This window comes from Candidatus Villigracilis proximus (genome assembly GCF_016717045.1).
GTDB classification, from domain to species: Bacteria; Chloroflexota; Anaerolineae; order Anaerolineales; family Villigracilaceae; genus Villigracilis; species Villigracilis proximus.
This window is the reverse complement of record NZ_JADJUO010000008.1, coordinates 128,300-144,329: the sequence shown is the minus strand read 5'-3', so window position 1 is coordinate 144,329 and position 16,030 is coordinate 128,300. Positions and strand designations below refer to the sequence as shown.

The 16,030-nt window shown below is 47.8% G+C and carries 21 protein-coding genes and 1 pseudogene; 14 read left to right on the top strand and 8 right to left on the bottom strand.

All coding sequences use genetic code 11. The annotated features are described in order from the left end of the window. Window positions 1–58: 58 nt before the first annotated feature. From IPL71_RS10665 to IPL71_RS10605, 13 genes are all read left to right on the top strand, one after another. Window positions 59–775 carry a dolichyl-phosphate beta-glucosyltransferase gene (locus tag IPL71_RS10665; protein WP_345321407.1) on the top strand — a complete coding sequence of 239 codons (717 nt, stop codon included), beginning with the start codon at window positions 59–61 and terminating at the stop codon, window positions 773–775. A 322-nt stretch (window positions 776–1,097) separates the two neighbouring features. Then, window positions 1,098–2,018 carry a glycosyltransferase gene (locus tag IPL71_RS10660; protein ID WP_345321406.1) on the top strand — a complete coding sequence of 307 codons (921 nt, stop codon included), beginning with the start codon at window positions 1,098–1,100 and terminating at the stop codon, window positions 2,016–2,018. A gap of 11 nt (window positions 2,019–2,029) precedes the next feature. Further along, window positions 2,030–2,365 carry an STAS domain-containing protein gene (locus tag IPL71_RS10655; protein WP_345321404.1) on the top strand — a complete coding sequence of 112 codons (336 nt, stop codon included), beginning with the start codon at window positions 2,030–2,032 and terminating at the stop codon, window positions 2,363–2,365. A gap of 2 nt (window positions 2,366–2,367) precedes the next feature. After that, entirely contained in the window at window positions 2,368–4,053 is a 1,686-nt protein-coding gene (locus tag IPL71_RS10650; RefSeq protein WP_345321402.1) for an ATP-binding SpoIIE family protein phosphatase, read from the top strand. After that, window positions 4,050–4,271 (top strand): ATP-binding protein, encoded by a 222-nt coding sequence (locus IPL71_RS10645; protein ID WP_345321400.1) that lies wholly within the window; start codon window positions 4,050–4,052, stop codon window positions 4,269–4,271. The genes IPL71_RS10650 and IPL71_RS10645 overlap by 4 nt, the downstream gene beginning before the upstream one ends. A gap of 36 nt (window positions 4,272–4,307) precedes the next feature. After that, a complete protein-coding gene (locus IPL71_RS10640; protein WP_345321398.1) occupies window positions 4,308–4,652 on the top strand; it encodes an STAS domain-containing protein in 345 nt (114 codons plus the stop codon). A gap of 3 nt (window positions 4,653–4,655) precedes the next feature. Next, window positions 4,656–5,030 (top strand): response regulator transcription factor, encoded by a 375-nt coding sequence (locus tag IPL71_RS10635; RefSeq protein WP_345321396.1) that lies wholly within the window; start codon window positions 4,656–4,658, stop codon window positions 5,028–5,030. Next, window positions 5,027–6,301, top strand: coding sequence for an oligosaccharide flippase family protein (locus tag IPL71_RS10630; RefSeq protein WP_345321394.1), 1,275 nt, complete (start codon window positions 5,027–5,029; stop codon window positions 6,299–6,301). Before IPL71_RS10635 ends, IPL71_RS10630 begins: the two co-directional genes overlap by 4 nt. Further along, entirely contained in the window at window positions 6,298–6,717 is a 420-nt protein-coding gene (locus IPL71_RS10625; RefSeq protein ID WP_345321392.1) for a PAS domain S-box protein, read from the top strand. Before IPL71_RS10630 ends, IPL71_RS10625 begins: the two co-directional genes overlap by 4 nt. Then, window positions 6,681–6,983: a hypothetical protein gene (locus tag IPL71_RS10620; RefSeq protein ID WP_345321390.1), complete on the top strand. Its 303-nt coding sequence runs from the start codon at window positions 6,681–6,683 to the stop codon at window positions 6,981–6,983. Before IPL71_RS10625 ends, IPL71_RS10620 begins: the two co-directional genes overlap by 37 nt. Continuing rightward, the gene (locus IPL71_RS10615; RefSeq protein ID WP_345321388.1) at window positions 6,943–7,521 is read left to right on the top strand and encodes a PAS domain-containing protein; all 579 of its coding nucleotides are present in this window, start codon (window positions 6,943–6,945) and stop codon (window positions 7,519–7,521) included. The genes IPL71_RS10620 and IPL71_RS10615 overlap by 41 nt, the downstream gene beginning before the upstream one ends. A 71-nt stretch (window positions 7,522–7,592) precedes the next feature. Beyond that, the gene (locus IPL71_RS10610; protein ID WP_345321385.1) at window positions 7,593–7,808 is read left to right on the top strand and encodes a PAS domain-containing protein; all 216 of its coding nucleotides are present in this window, start codon (window positions 7,593–7,595) and stop codon (window positions 7,806–7,808) included. A 2-nt stretch (window positions 7,809–7,810) separates the two neighbouring features. After that, the gene (locus tag IPL71_RS10605; RefSeq protein ID WP_345321383.1) at window positions 7,811–9,424 is read left to right on the top strand and encodes an ATP-binding protein; all 1,614 of its coding nucleotides are present in this window, start codon (window positions 7,811–7,813) and stop codon (window positions 9,422–9,424) included. Between the two features lie 29 nt (window positions 9,425–9,453). Here the strand turns inward: IPL71_RS10605 and IPL71_RS10600 are convergent, their stop codons facing one another. The 5 genes from IPL71_RS10600 to IPL71_RS10580 form a co-directional block, all read right to left on the bottom strand. Beyond that, window positions 9,454–9,696, bottom strand: coding sequence for a FeoC-like transcriptional regulator (locus IPL71_RS10600; RefSeq protein WP_345321381.1), 243 nt, complete (start codon window positions 9,694–9,696; stop codon window positions 9,454–9,456). A gap of 63 nt (window positions 9,697–9,759) precedes the next feature. Next, entirely contained in the window at window positions 9,760–11,391 is a 1,632-nt protein-coding gene (feoB, locus tag IPL71_RS10595) for a ferrous iron transport protein B (RefSeq protein WP_345321379.1), read from the bottom strand. An 11-nt stretch (window positions 11,392–11,402) separates the two neighbouring features. Further along, entirely contained in the window at window positions 11,403–11,903 is a 501-nt protein-coding gene (locus IPL71_RS10590; RefSeq protein ID WP_345321378.1) for a FeoB small GTPase domain-containing protein, read from the bottom strand. After that, window positions 11,896–12,147 carry a FeoA family protein gene (locus tag IPL71_RS10585; protein ID WP_345321377.1) on the bottom strand — a complete coding sequence of 84 codons (252 nt, stop codon included), beginning with the start codon at window positions 12,145–12,147 and terminating at the stop codon, window positions 11,896–11,898. The genes IPL71_RS10590 and IPL71_RS10585 overlap by 8 nt, the downstream gene beginning before the upstream one ends. A gap of 12 nt (window positions 12,148–12,159) precedes the next feature. Beyond that, window positions 12,160–12,840 carry a metal-dependent transcriptional regulator gene (locus IPL71_RS10580; protein ID WP_345321376.1) on the bottom strand — a complete coding sequence of 227 codons (681 nt, stop codon included), beginning with the start codon at window positions 12,838–12,840 and terminating at the stop codon, window positions 12,160–12,162. Window positions 12,841–13,061: 221 nt separating this feature from the next. Here IPL71_RS10580 and IPL71_RS10575 point away from each other — a divergent pair. Further along, window positions 13,062–13,411 (top strand): annotated as a pseudogene (locus IPL71_RS10575) (FKBP-type peptidyl-prolyl cis-trans isomerase); the annotation flags it as partial. 39 nt (window positions 13,412–13,450) lie between these two features. Here the strand turns inward: IPL71_RS10575 and purB are convergent. Genes purB through purN form a run of 3 tightly spaced genes read right to left on the bottom strand, consistent with a single transcriptional unit; the run spans window position 13,451 to window position 16,029 of the window. After that, window positions 13,451–14,809: an adenylosuccinate lyase gene (gene purB / locus IPL71_RS10570; protein WP_345321374.1), complete on the bottom strand. Its 1,359-nt coding sequence runs from the start codon at window positions 14,807–14,809 to the stop codon at window positions 13,451–13,453. Between the two features lie 31 nt (window positions 14,810–14,840). Beyond that, window positions 14,841–15,377 (bottom strand): hypothetical protein, encoded by a 537-nt coding sequence (locus IPL71_RS10565; RefSeq protein ID WP_345321373.1) that lies wholly within the window; start codon window positions 15,375–15,377, stop codon window positions 14,841–14,843. Between the two features lie 49 nt (window positions 15,378–15,426). After that, on the bottom strand, window positions 15,427–16,029 hold the full coding sequence (purN, locus tag IPL71_RS10560; RefSeq protein ID WP_345321371.1) for a phosphoribosylglycinamide formyltransferase: 603 nt from the start codon (window positions 16,027–16,029) through the stop codon (window positions 15,427–15,429). Window position 16,030: the final 1 nt, after the last annotated feature.

Genomic DNA, 16,030 nt, shown 5'->3' with positions numbered 1-16,030 from the left:
GTTATCCATTGTCAACTGCATATTGCATAGAATAAAGTTTAAAGCGAGGTAAATGATCATGTCCTACGAAAATTATAAGAACTGGAAAACAAAAGCGATCAGCGGAATTCCACATCTATCCATCGTAATCCCGGCGTATAACGAGCAGGAACGTATTGTCGCCACCATTGGAGCAATTGCGTCTCATGTTTCAGACCTTGGATTTGAATGGGAGTTATTGATCGCCGACGACGGCTCAAAAGATGACACCGTCAAGCTCGTGGAAGAACTGGGGCTTGTCAATCTGCGTCTATTGAAAACACCGAAGAACGGCGGAAAAGGCAATGCTGTTCAACGCGGTATGATCGCCTCAAAAGGCAGATATGTCTTATTTGCAGATGCCGATAATTCCACACCGATTGAAGAAATATCCAAATTACTCGCCAAGCTCGAAAAGGAAAATTACGATGTCGCCGTTGGATCCCGTGCTGTGGAAGGGGCCGAAGAATCAAACAAATCCTTTTTACGGCATTTGCTGAGCGGCGGTCTGCGCTGGATCGTAAAAAATGTTTTACGAATTAACGTCCGTGATACCCAGTGCGGATTCAAAATGTACACACAAAAAGCCGCAAAGGAATTACACGCCATGCAACCCATCATGGCGTTTTCCTTTGATCTTGAGATCCTATTTCTTGCATCCAAGTATGGATTTAGGATCGCGGAAGTTCCTGTCTCATGGGTGGATGCACCCGGTTCAAAAGTGGACACAAAAAGAGATACAACGGTTCCTGCGTGATCTGGTCAATATTCAAGTGAATAATTTCAAGGGTGTTTATAGGAGAATGTAAGATGCGCATTGCCATCGTTAACACATTTCCGCCTGGCAAAGGTTCGCTCAACGAATACGGATTTCACTTTGTTAAATTTTTACAAACCAAAACCGACATGGTATCGGAGATCGTGCTTTTCGTGGATGAACTGCCCGAGGGTGAAAATATTCCTTTGAACAGTCAGCAGGCCAGATACGGGTCAGAGCCGTTCCCTGCTGGAAATTCGGTGCCTGGGATAACGTCCTCCGCATCCGCAGGGAAGTTAAAAAAATTAATCCAGACATTGTGTTGTTTAATATTCAATTTGCCTCCTTTGCTGCGGGAAAAGTTCCAGCCACACTTGGTTTGCTTACTCCGTGGGCTGTACGTTTGACTGGAGTCAAAACGGCGGTGCTGCTGCACAACATCATGGAGACGGTGGATCTGAAACAGGCCGGTTTTGGTGGAAGCAAAATTATTGAGTCAGTGATCCGGCTATTTGGAAATATCGTTACACGTTTTATTTTGAAGGCCGATATTGTTGCGGTGACCATTCCAAAATATGTGGATATTCTGGTTGAGAAATATAAGGCAAAAAATGTATTGCTCGCGCCGCACGGTTCATTCGAAGAAGCAAGTGAAGATGTGCCGGCATCTGCGCCCACTGGCGCGCCAAACATTATGACCTTTGGAAAATTTGGCACTTATAAAAAAGTGGATATTTTAATGGAAGCCTTTGAAAGGCTCCAACCTTCACACCCAACTGCCAAACTTGTTATTGCAGGGACGGATAACCCCAACGTAAAAGGTTATTTAGATGGCGTGAAAAATAAATTCTCACATGTGCAAAATATTCATTTCACTGGATATGTTTCAGAGGAAGATGTGCCAAAAATTTTTAACGACTCGTGGGTGGTGGTGTTTCCCTATACCAGCACAACAGGCAGTTCAGGTGTGCTTCATCAAGCCGGCGGATTTGGCAGAGCGGTGGTTCTACCAAAACTTGGAGACCTTGAAGAGTTGGTGATCGAAGAAGGCTACGATGGTGAGTTCTTTGAGCCCGAAAGTGCGCAAAGTCTCGCTGATGCGATCTGCCGTGTGATCGATCATCCGCAGCGCATGTTGGAGATCGGCTCACGCAATTATCTGGCGGCAAATGGATTACCCATCAGTGAAGTAGTGGATTGGTATCTGATCCATTTTCAAGAATTACTAAACAGGAAAAACTAAAGGAATATTTTATGGACATCACACACAAAGTTTCCAATTCGATCAACATCATTCAACTTGGCGGTCGTTTTGACGCCCATGAAGTCGCACCGGTTGTGGCGTGGCTTAAAGGACACGCAGAGGCCGGAAAAGTTAACCTGGTTGTCAATTTGGCCGGTGTAAATTTCATCGACTCAACTGCGCTTTCGACTCTTGTGCAGGGTTTGAAACATTGCCGTGAAAAAAACGGAGAGTTACATCTTTGTTGTATGCAGCAGCCCGTACGGGTTATTTTCGAACTGACCAGACTTGATAAAGCCTTTAGTATTTACACATCTGAAGAAGAAGCAACCGCCTTTCAGGCTTGATTATGTTTGCCGACCTGATCCATCTTCATCAAAATGATTTTCAAACCATCGCCGAAGCATGGATCCGTGTTGGCGCACAGGCAATTCGTCTGGTGGAACATGGCGAGATGATCGCCTCCATGCCAAAGGATATTTCATTTTCAAAAAAAGAGATCATCGGACGCAACACCTCCGGCAGCCTGGAACTACATATTCACGGCATGAACGACGGCGCATGGCAATCCATCGCCGACGCGATGACTGAATTATTTTCACATGTGTTGACCACCGAAACAGAAATGGAAGAGCTCACCGCCAGCCTGGTTGAAACTCAGGACAAACTGGTGGCGTTATACGAGTTGACCCAATCTGCCCGCCGCGCATTAAAAATAGACGACCTGCTTGATCTATTGATCCAGGAGTCACGCCGCCTGCTTGATGCAGATGGCGCATTCACTGCCATTTATTTCAACAATCATCGTCCGCAAATCCGGCAATCTGCAATCGAGCCGCTGCCGGAAGCACATTTACATGCGGCCTCAACGATTTATCGCAAGGACACGCGCCGCCATAATTTCAAAGATAGCATGACACTTCCGCGCGGACTGAGCAATGTCATCATGTCCACGCTGCCGGTACGTGAAAATGTTTTTGCCTGCATTGGCGTTTTCAATAAAACAGGCGACTTCACCTCGCATGATATCAAACTCCTGCGTGCCATTGCAGAGCAATCTGGCGCGCAAATTGATAATGCCCTTTTATATCAAGAGGCCCTGGCGCGTACCCGCTTTGAAACAGAAATGGACCTTGCTCGCCAGGTGCAGATCGCGCTTTTGCCTCAGTCCATACCGACGCTGGATGGGCTGGATATTTACGGGGCATCTGCGCCTGCCTCGCAAGTGGGTGGAGATTTTTTTGACATTATCGCGCGCAAAGGTCAACCGCTGGTCTTCATGCTGGGGGATATAACGGGAAAAGGCATGCCCGCCGCACTCTTGATGACAATGACCCGCACCACAGCCCGCTCAGCCGCACGCAATATGCCATTCAGCCGGCCAGACCAGATCGTGAAACGCCTCAACACCGACCTGCTGGATGATTTCTCAACCGTTTCAATGTTCTCAACTGCATTTATCGGAACGTTCGACCCTGTTAACCGAAGCCTGCTTTTTTCCAATGCCGGACAAAGTCCAATTCTTTTCATGCCTGTTCAAGGTGAACCACAATTATTGGAAGCGCAGGATATTCCGATCGGTATTTTTGAAGATTACGAATATATCTCGCAGACATTATCCCTCGTTCCGGGGGATGTGCTTGTGGCGGCAACAGATGGCTTCAACGAATCGCGGAATAACGCAGGCGAAATGTTCGGCATGGAACGCATGCTGCTCGCACTAAAACATCTTCGCGGCCTCAGCGCCAGAGGAATTGCAGATGGCCTGTTCAAGGCAGTTAATAACTTTTCGGAAGATCATCCGCAGGATGATGACCGTACCATCATTGTTCTAAAGGTTAGTGAAAGAATGGAATCAGTATCGTTTCAAATCCCGGCAGGCTATGAAGATCTACGTATTGCAGCAAAAGCGCTGCGAGAATTGCTCATGCTCCATAAAGTTCAAGAGAGTGTCATTAATAATTGCGAGCTTGCAATGCAGGAACTGCTGTCCAATATTGTCGAGCACTCCTACAGCGGCAACAAAGACAAATGATCGAAGTCAGGCTTCAAGTGGATGGGAAACGCCTCATTATTGAAACCAGAGATTCCGGGATTCCGGCAAACATCAAACTTGAATCTGTGGCCATGCCCGATCCGCTTGAATTACAAGTTGGCGGATACGGCATGGCGATCATCCAGGCACTCATGGATGAAGTTCAGCACCAGTATAAAAACGAAAAGAATCTATGGACATTAACGAAAAAAATATAAGCTCCATCCACTGCATATAAAAGGAGATAAATCAACATGCCTATTGAAATAAAAACGACTGAATACACCTTGAAAATTGTTGTTATCGCACCGCAAGGCCGCGTGGATGCCTTTGAAGCACCCACGCTCCGAAAAATGTGCGAAGCATATTTCGAATCAGGCGTAACACATTTTGTCTTCGACCTAAGCGAGGTCACCATGCTAGACTCGGCAGGACTGGCTGTTTTGGTCAGTGTGCTAAAACGTACGCGTCAAAATGAAGGCGAAGTACGGGTGGTCTGGCCGAAGCATGAAGCGGCATCACGTATCTTAAAGCTGACAAAATTCGATCAGGTTTTTCAATCCATCGAGTCTTCACAAATCGTACCAAAGGGGTTTTAGCAAATGGCAAACATATTAGTCGTGGAAGACGACTCAAACAATCAACGCATGTTAAGTTATACCTTGCGAAAAGCAGGGCACGAGGTTCGCATTGCCGCCAACGGAGAACTGGGATTGCTCGAAATTGAAAAAAACAAACCCGACCTCATCATGCTGGATGTTGCCATGCCCGTCATGGACGGACTGACCATGCTCAGAAAATTACGCGCACATTCCGTCTTTAATGGCACGCCTGTCATTATTCTCACCGCGAGCGGCGATGATCAGGAACGATTGATCACGGAAGAAATGGGCGTCAGCGGCTTCCTCACAAAACCATCCAGTTCACGCGCGATCCTTGATCTGGTGCAGGAGATCGTACAAGCCGGAGTCAAATGAAGTATATAAAAACATTGCGCAGCAAATTTGGTGCGCTCGCATCGGCAAGCGCGCTGCTCATGATCAGCCAGACCATTGTCAACGCGGGCAATTATGTTTACAACTTAATCATGGGGCGCTGGCTGGGACCATCACTGTTCGCCGATATTTCATTGATCGTCACATTACTACTGGTAGTTACATTTATTACCGTCCCTTTGCAAATGACCGCCGCGCGTTACGCCGCAATCCATACGTCAGCAGATGACAATAAACATCTGGCTGAGATTCAAAAATTTCTTGCATGGCTGGGTATTGGCATTGGCATCGTATTCGCTTTATTTTTTATACTTGGCGCGCCCCTGCTTCAAAATATTTTTCACACATCCTCTTTTACTCCATTCATGATCTTTGGCGTGGCATTGCCATTCAGTTTACTGCAAGGTGTCAATCGCGGTATATTGCAAGGCCAAACCCGTTTCACCACACTCGCGCTCACCTATCAGACAGAAATGTGGTCGCGTCTATTGTTCGGCTTATTTTTTGTATGGATGGGATTTTCGGTCAATGGCGCTGTCCTCGGAATCAGTTTATCCTTCATCGCAACCTGGATCTCCACCCTGCCAGCCCGCATCGGACTTCCTCAAACCGGGTTCCCCAAAAAGGACATTCGTGGCGCTGTCGCATTGTTCGCCCTGCCGGTCATGGTTTCGCAGATCGGACAGATCCTGATCAACAATAGCGACATCCTGCTCGTACGCAGATTCTACGATTCAGAATCCGCCGGGCAATACGCTGCCCTGGCCTTGATCGGCCGCATTGTATTCTTTGCAACCTGGTCAGTTGTAACCACCATGTTCCCGATCGTTGCCAGAAAACACAAACTTGGTGAACCGCATCGTCACCTGCTCTGGGTTTCCATAGGCATAGTCTCAGGGATTTCCGTGCCGGTTGTGATCCTTACATTCTTCTTCCCGAAAGCCATTGTTGGATTTTTATTCGGCACACAATATCTTGGCATCGCAAATCTTTTGTGGGTATACGCGCTTGCCACAACCCTGTACGCGCTCGCCAATGTCATCGTCAACTATCGTCTGTCACTCGGCATGGGGCGTGAAACAGGGCTGGCAATCACCGCTGGCGTTGCACAGGTATTTGGAATCATCTTCTTCCATCGCACACTTGCCGAGGTGGTTTGGGTGCAGGTCAGCATCATGGCGGCACTATTTGTAACCTTGCTCATCAGAGATCTGATGCATGAAACCAATTGGAAATATCCTTTTGCAAAATGAAATTACACGAATTCTTTCTCTCTCAAAGTCCTGATGGCATCCTTCTTATTCAACCAGACGGTATGATTGTTGATGCCAATGACGAAGCCTGCCGATTGTTTGGGTATTCAAAAGAGGAAGTAAATAAAAAGCAAGTATCTGACTTGTTACCTGAACGTTTCCGCGCTGTCCACTTTAATTTGTTTAAGGAATTTCTCGACTCAGGCGAAAGCGCCCGAAAGATGGGTGAATTTCACGATCTGTGTGCAATGAAAAAGGACGGCAGCGAGTTTTCAGCAGAAATTGCCATTGGCCGCGGAGACCTGGAAGACAGAACCCTGCTTATCGCAATTGTGCGTGACCGCGCCGTAAAAATAACGCAGAAGCCCTGCTGCGCTCCATGTCATTATTCCCGCAGGAGAATCCAAACCCGATAATTCGCATTCACCTTGATGGCAGGGTTTTGTTTACCAATGCCGAAGGAAAAAAACTGCTTGAGACCGCCGGACAGGCAAACGCGGAGTCTGCTCCGCCTGAATGGATGGAAGCAGCAAGCCTGGCATTTAAATCCGCCCGCCAAATAGATATCATTTACCGGTACGAAAGTCGATCATATTCATTTGTATTTATACCGGTCATGGATATGTCATATATCAATATTTATGCTTTGGATATTACAGAGCGCGAAAAAGGCCACCAATGAACTCGAACTATCAGATCAGATATTAAAATCGATTGGAAATCTGGTGTTAGTTGCCAACGGAAATGGCGAGGTAATTTACATCAGTCAGTCTGTGAAGGATATTCTTGGATATGAAACCCATGAAGTTTTAGGTGGCGGCTGGTGGGAGATCGAACGCATATCGGGCGGAGATATCAAAGTCGAGCAGAATTACGTCAGTAAAGCGGCGCGCGGCGAAATAGTTGTAGACAATAGGCCTTATGAACATCGAATTATGCACAAGGATGGTTCATGGCGCTGGTTGATGCTTGCCGATGCAAAAGGGCCGCGCGATCTATTGATCGGGATCGGCACAGACATCACAGACCTAAAATCCATTGACATCGAATTAAAAACTCAGCGCGATTTTGCTTATACACTCACCCAGACCATGGGACAGGGAATCGCCGTTACCAATGCCAGCAATGACTTTGAATATATAAATCCGGCTTACGGGCGCATGCTCGGCTACCAGCCCGAGGAACTCATTGGCAAGACTCCGTTTGATATTACCTTTTAGAAGACCACGAAACCATACGTAATGCCAGGAGCAAACGGGAAAAGGGAGGGCGGACATCGTACGAAATCAGATTGCGCCATGCAAGCGGCAGGGAATTATTTGCACTGATCACCGGTGGTCCACGCATGATGGAAGGAAAATTCGGTGGAACGATAACTGTCATCACCGATTTGACCGAACGCCTTGCCATGGAAGCCGCCATCCGTCAGAGCGAAGAATCCATGCGGGCGCTTTATATTATTTCGTCATCACAGGAACATTTTTACAAAAGATCAGCAAGCTATTAAAGATGGGAGCAGAACGTTTCGGACTCGAAACCGGTATTCTTTCCAATATTGTGGATGAGATTTACACGATCATCGCGGTTGAAACTCCCAGCGAGCAAGTTTTTCCTGGAACTGTATATGATCTGGGGGAGACCTATTGCTCAAAGACCATGCAATTTGATGAGCCAACCGGTTTTGAACAGGCCACAATGAGTGCATGGGAAACTCACCCATGTTTTCAACGGACACATCTTGAAGCGTATATTGGAGTCCCCGTCACGGTCAACAGACGGATTTACGGCACATTAAATTTTTCAAGCGCAAAACCGCGAATCAAGAAATTTACCCCGGCGGATAAAGAGTTTCTCAAACTAATGTCGCAATGGGTTGGGACAGAACTGGAGCGCCTTGAATCCACGCATCAACTGGAGGAATACGCCAGTGAAATTGCGCAAAACAACCGGGAACTCGCCATTGCCCGTGACCGCGCACTGGAAGCATCGCGCGTTAAGAGCGGCTTTCTTGCAACCATGAGCCATGAAATACGCACACCGATGAATGCGATCATTGGCATGAATGAAATATTAATGGAAAGCGAACTGACCGAGGAACAACGGGAATTCGCCGGCATCGTGGGAAGTTCCGCTCAGGCATTACTGGCAATCATCAATGATATTTTGGATTTTTCAAAGATCGAAGCTGGCAAACTGGTGCTGCATCCCGAAGCATTTGAAGTGCAGAAACTCACACAAGAGATCGTGGACATGTTCACACCTCTGGCCGCAGAAAAAGGTCTGCTGCTTGAGGTGCAAATGGACGAACATCTTCCTCAAACTTTGTTTGGAGATGCGGGCCGTATCCGTCAGGTGCTCATCAATCTCGTGGGGAATGCATTGAAATTCACTGAAAGAGGTCTTATCTCACTACAGATTAACGGCACCATGATTCAGGGGATTGCACACGTAGTCACATTCTCTGTGCAAGACACAGGGATTGGAATTCCTGAATGGCTGCAACCACAATTATTTGAATCGTTCACTCAGGCAAACGAAAGCATGACGCGCAAACACGGCGGGACCGGGCTGGGGTTGGCCATTTCACGCCGGCTTGTGGAGTTGATGAATGGCGAGATCGGATTTGAATCAGTGGAAGGACGAGGTTCCACTTTTTGGTTTTCCCTGCCGCTCGGGCATAAACCGCTCGGCGCTCCTCAAATAAAAAAGGCTGCTCCCGCCTCATCCAATCCGTCCCCTACTTTCAATGTTTCAAAGCCAGTATTGATCGTTGAAGATGATGAGATCAATCGTACACTCTTAATTTTCCAACTGCGAAAACTCGGGTTGGCCTCTTTTGCAGTTTCTTCCGGCAAGGATGCCATAGAATTGCTGACCATTCGTCCGCACGATTTTTGTTTAACCCTGATGGATATTGGAATGCCAGACCTTGATGGCTTGAGTACCACGCGCATTATCCGTCAGCATGAAACAAAAACTGGGAAGCACTCGATCATTATTGCCAATACCGCCAGCGCCATGGCGGGACATCGTGAAACCTGCCTGGAAGCCGGCATGGACGATTTCATTACCAAGCCCGCCATGATTGAAACAATCCATGCTGTTTTTGAAAAATGGCTGTAATTTTCATTTTCAGGAACAACCCGTACCCATTAATTCTGTGGCTTAACCATATAGCGTTTTCCGCGCGCAGCAAGCAAATTACAATCTGACTGTGCGCCGCAGGTTGTGCAGCATTTTCCGTCAGGGCCGATCTCTATCAGTTTCCCTTTTTGAACCAATAAATCGATCATAGATAAGACCGCCGTAGGTTGAGCATTCATGGCACGACTGATCTCAGACAAGCTTAATCCATTTTCTTTATTTTCAAGCAGATCAACTAATTGTTTCAGCATGATCTTCCTACCCAAACCCCAACAACATTCCACCTTGATAAACAATAAGGGCAACAATCCAGGCTACTGATGTTTGATAAACAGCGGAGATAACAGCCCATGAAGTCCCAAATTCGTGTTTGATCGCGCCCAACGTAGCGCACACGGCACATACAACAAAACAAATACCAGCATAGACATGGCGCTCAATGGCGTAAATTGTCCCTGCAAGGCATTGCTCAAAGCGGTATCATCTGCCGCTTCATTAGCGGGGATTAAATCCACGCCTGGCAGGATGCTTAGCAAAATTTTCCCTGAATCAATTGATGCGGTAATAAATCCTTTTCCCATTCTGATCATTTCTTCGCCAAATGAAAGAGGTTCAGAAATTACCGTATCTTCTCCGCTAAGGTAAACCTGACTCATGGTGCTGACAACGATCTCTTTTGCCATAAAACCTGTCACCAGTGCTCCGCTAGTTTGCCAGTTGCCAAATCCCAGCGGAGCGAAGACCGGCGCGATCATCCCGCTGACTTTTCCAAAATACGAGTCACGTTGATTGGTCACACCCCACGGCATGTTGAGCAGCAGCCACATTACAAGCGAAGCAAACAGGATCGTCGTACCAGCCTTGCGGACAAATTCACGGGTGTTCTCCCACATGTGGATCAACACACTCTTCAACGCAGGCTGACGATACGGCGGCAGCTCCAATACAAATGCGGATGAGGCATCGGGTTTGAGAATTGTGCGAGTGAAGACCATCCCAGCCAGCATGGCGACAATAATCCCAAGCGCATACATGGCCCAGATGACCGTCCCTGCGCGTGCGCCGAAAAATGCCAACCCAAAGACAACATACACGGGCAGCCGCGCCGAACACGACATAAGCGGAACAAGCAGCGCAGTCAGCACACGATCGCGGCGGCTGGCGATTGTCCGCGTGGCATAAATGGCAGGGACAGCGCAGCCAAAGCCGAGAATCATCGGGATGAATGATTTTCCATGCAAGCCAACCACACGCATGAAGCGATCCATCACGAAAGCAGCACGAGACATATAGCCAGAGTCTTCGAGCAGGGCGAGGAAAAAATATAAGATCAACAGCCCGGGGACAAAGACCAGCACACCGCCCACGCCCGCGACGATTCCGTCAATGACGAGAGAATGTATCCACGCGGGAGCAGTTATCAGATTAAGAATGAACGAGAAAAGATGCGCGATGGGACCGTTGATCACAGCGTCGGTCCAATCTAAAAACGGGGCAGAGACGTCAATCACGAGTCTAAAGACCACATACATGATCATGAAGAAGAAAGGCAAGCCCAGCCATTTATGCGTGACAATATCGTCGATGCGATCTGTAAGTGTGATGCGATCCATAAGCGGACGTTGAAGCGACTGACGCACGATGCCGTTGATGTAACCATAGCGGCGGTCGGCGGTCAGCAGATCCACTTCATCGCCCAGCATGGATTTTAAGTGTTCGGCGTTTTGCTGCGCAAATGCAATAAGCTGCGCGCCCTGCGGCATGGTCTGCACCCGACTCAAAATATCAGCATCGCCTTCGAGTAATTTAATCGCCAACCAGCGCCGTGGATAACGACCGGTATCAAATTTATTTTCTTCAAACGCGGCGAGCATACGCTCAATGGCACGTTCCATTTTGCCGCCGTAATCAAGCCGAAATAAAGATTGCATGGATGATGTGGTCATATAACTTCCTGTTATTTTTGTGCTGCACGAACAGCCTTTTCGATCAGTTCAGAGATACCTTTTCCCTGATTCGCCGTGGTGGATACGATGGGAATATTGCCAAGCAATTGCGAGAGTTGATCGAGGTTGATCTTCGCCCCGTTCTTCTTTAGATCATCGGTCATGTTTAGCGCCAGCACCACGGGAACATCCAGCTCCAAAATTTGAACGGTTAAATATAAATTGCGTTCAAGATTGGTGGCATCAATTACATTGATAACCACATCGGGGCGTTCTTCAATGATGTAATCACGTGCAATAATTTCCTCGGGTGAATAAGCCGTCAGGCTGTATGTGCCGGGAAGGTCCACAATGTTGATCTTCATCTCACCATGCAAAACTTCCCCTTCTTTTTTTTCAACGGTCTTGCCGGGCCAGTTACCCGTGTGCTGATGCAAACCCGTCAACACATTGAAAATGGTTGTCTTGCCGGCATTTGGGTTACCCGCCAGCGCGATCGTCAGATCAGCCATTTTCACTCCCGATCAAAGTCACTTCAATGTTTGCAGATTCTTCCTTGCGCAATGCGAGGTGATAGCCCTTGATGAAATATTCCACGGGGTCACCCATTGGCGCGTTGCGCTCGATCAAAATCGTTTCGCCTTTAACAATACCCATCTCTGCAAATCGACGACGCAAGGCACTCTCGCCATTAATGCGTGTGATCGTTCCGCGTTGACCAGGTCGTAATAAATGTAATTGAATTGATTCAGGCATTTCGATGTTTCCTCATTGATTTGAATTTTCTTCCACAACCACAAACTCAGCCAGTGACAGCCCAAGCGCCACGTCTTTGTTTTTTCCGTCCAGGCGCAATGTCAGCGGACCTTGAAGCGGAGCAGCTTCCATAACTTTCACCACATGTCCCGGTAAAAGATTTCGTTCAAATAAATATTTCAACACATCGGTGGCTGTTGCATTCACCGCCAAGATGCGCACCGTCTGCCCTACTTCCACATCGCTTAATGGAATTCCATTCAAAGGCACAAACGAACCTTTTGCATCCGGAATTGGATTTCCACGCGGACAAGTTTTCGGATGCCCTAGAAACGTATCCAAAGCCTCGGTCACTTCTGGCGCGGTGGCATGTTCAAGGGAACAAGCCAGTTCATACAATTGCGACCACTCGATCTTCAAATGATCATATAAAAAACATTCCCACAACCGCTGACGGCGCACCACATTACAGGCCACCTCGCGCCCTTTCACGGTCAACGCCACACCTTTATACGGTGTATGTGTCACCAGTCCCTGCTCACCCAGGCGCCGCATCATTTCATTGGCAGAAACGGCTGTCACGCTTAAACGCTCTGCAAGACGCGCAATAGCTACTACATCGTCGTGATCGCTTAATTCAGCCATCGCTTTAAGATACATTTCCGTGCTTTCACTTAAGTGCTGCGCAATCATAAGGCTCACCTATTAATTTATGTATGGTTGACCTTATTATTCCCGAAACCCAATCTGTTGAACATTGACGGATGTCATTCTTATTTGTGACAGAAGTTACAACCGGTCTTTCCTCCCTGAAAACTGATTCTGCCCAAAGAATAAATTCTCCCTTTTGGTTTTCCCCTGCTCACCTGATAAAATAAAAGCCTTCCATAAAACGTGGATGATATTAATAGTCAACTCAAGGAGACAAAATGAAAACAGCAAGCGGATTGGAGTACGTGGAAGTTGAAGCAGGAACTGGCGCACAAGCCAAAGCTGGCGATGTCGTGCGCGTGCATTACACAGGTAAATTTCTTGATGGCAAAGTTTTTGACAGCTCCGTCAGCCGCGGCGAACCGCTCGAATTTCCGCTCGGCAAAGGCCGCGTCATCCGCGGTTGGGACGAAGGCATCGCCCTGATGAAAGTCGGCAGCAAAGCCACCCTCACCATCCCGCCGCAACTGGCCTACGGCGAAAGCGGCGCAGGCGGAGTCATTCCCCCAAACGCGACCCTGCTTTTGATGTGGAACTGGTCGGCATCAAATAAAACAAAACAGCCCGTCCAAAATTGGATGGGCTGTACTTTTTAACCGATCACGCTATCTGTTAATTGGATGGCTAACCCGATATAGGATTCTGGCGAGAGACTCAGCAAACGCCCGCGAGTTTCCTCATCCACATCAACCGCTTCGCACCACAACCTATAATCTGATTCGGCTACGATGCGGCCTCTGGTCTGCTCTTTGAGTGACTCATACGCGCCAGGCTTGCCGATAGCCCGCAAGATCGTCTGCGCACCTTCAGCGATGACTTCCCAATGAGCATTCAACTCGGCTTTGATCTTCACCTCGTCTGCGGCGATGCGCTTCATGCCGCGCTGCAAGTTGAGCCATGCCACCAGCGTATGCCCAAGCGCCGTCCCAAATGTACGGCGGACAGTTGAATCAGATAGGTCGCGCTGTAATCTTGAAACTGTCAATTTTTGGGCGTAATGTGTAAAGAGCGCATTCGCTACACCAAGATTGCCTTCTGCGTTTTCAAAATCAATCGGGTTCACTTTCTGCGGCATGGTCGAAGAACCGACTTCACCTTGAACGACAGCCTGTTTGAGAATTCCATCGCTGATATAACGCCAGACATCCTGCGAGAAATCTATCAAAATGGAATTGGTTAATCGCAATGCATCAAAGTAGCGTATCCAATTATCGTAGGGCAAAATTTGAGTCGTGATCGGGTTGGATACAAGATCATAACCGGCAATAAATTCTTTGCCAAAAGTCAGCCAGTCCACTTGCGGCATGGAAGCCTGTAATGCATTGAGGTTGCCCACCGCGCCGGTCAACTTGGCTTCAAAACGGTGCGCTGAGATTTCGTCACGAGCGGTTTTCAGGCGGGCAATATAAATGGCGAATTCTTTTCCTAAGGTAGTTGGTACGGCGAACTGTCCATGTGTGCGGGCGAGCATGGGCAGAGCGCGGTTTTGTTTTGCGAATTCAACCAGCGAATTGATCAGCGCATTTAACACCGGGAGAAGGACTGTATCACGCGAGTCTCGTAAAGCAATGACTTGCGCAATATTATTTACGTCTTCAGAGGTCAGGCCAAAATGAATCCACGGGAGTAAATCTTTGAGAGATGTATCTTGTAATTTATCCTGCAAAAAATATTCAATAGCTTTTACGTCATGACGAGTCTTGCGCTCATGGGCTTGAATCGACTCTGCATCCGCGATGGTGAAATTGGATTTTACAGACTCCAGTTGCGCAGACTCGGAAGATGTCAAAGGGCGGATCAGGCCGATTTTGGAAAGAGCAGCTAAAAAGTCGAGCTCGATGCGCACCCGATCGCGTAGAAAAGCGAACTCGGAGAAGTGTCCGCTCAAAGGGGCGGTTGAGTCTGCGTAGCGGCCATCCAAAGAAGAAAGAAGATTAAGCGGATGAGTCATTTAGTTATCCAGATATTTTGAAATCAGTGCATCATAATTCGCCGTGGACTTGAAGCCTTTGACTGCAAGTTTCTTTTTGATCGCAAAGGAATTTCACCATTTTGCAGCATGGATAACATTTCGGCATAATCAGCGGGATCGCAAACGAGAGTGACGCGTTCGTGATTTTGGCAGCAGCGCGAATCAGTGTGACACCGCCGATATCAATATTCTCAATCGCATCGGCGTATGTAACATTTGGCTTGGCGATCGTCTCTTCAAATGGATAAAGATTAACAGCGACGAGATCAATATAATCCCAGCCAAGATTAAGCAGTTCATTATGATCAGATTCAGTGGGGCGTGCGAGCAGACCGCCATGAATGGCAGGATGCAAAGTTTTTACACGTCCACCGAGAAGCTCAGGTGATTTTGTGTAATCAGCAACTTCGGTAACGTTGATGTTGTTGTCACGCAGGAGTTTGGCAGTGCCGCCGGAGGCAAGGAGATTCCAACCGAGGGCGGTGAGTTCCTGGGCGAATTCGAGAAGGCCGGTTTTATTGTGAACAGAGAGAATAGCTGTAGGCATTTGGTTTCCTTTTTACTGCGAAGGGTACGAAGTGACACAAAGGAAAACTTTAGTGCAATTCTGTGTTCTTCGCAGAGAGAATGGTTTTTAGAGTATTGGTCAACAACGAATGTTCAGTTTGATGAACACGGGTTTCAAGAGATTCTAATGTATCGTCTGCGAAGATGGGGACAATTTCGGTGGCGAGTATGGGGCCGTTATCTACGCCTTCATCGGGGACGAGATGCACCATGACGCCGGTGTGTTTTATTTGTCCGCGTTGCCAGGCTTCGTAGGCGCGTTCGATGGCGTGCGTGCCGGGGAATGTATCGGGTAAAGCGGGATGCAAATTAATGACGCGGTTTGGGAAGGACGAAAGAAAGAAAGAGGAAAGAATCTTCATCCAGCCGGCGAGGATGATGTAATCAGGTAAACAAGTAGACACGTAGGCGGCAAGGCGGGAATCGTATTCGTTGCGGGATTCATTTTCGAGTTTTGCAAAGTGAACAGACTCAATACCTGCATTCTTTGCGCGGATCAATCCATACGCATCGGCTTTGTTGCTGATGACCGACACAACAGTTGCATCAAGTTCGCCTGAAGCGCAGGCATCAAGGATGGCTTGCAGGTTTGTGCCGTTTCCAGAAATGAGCACAACGAGTCGCGCTGTCATT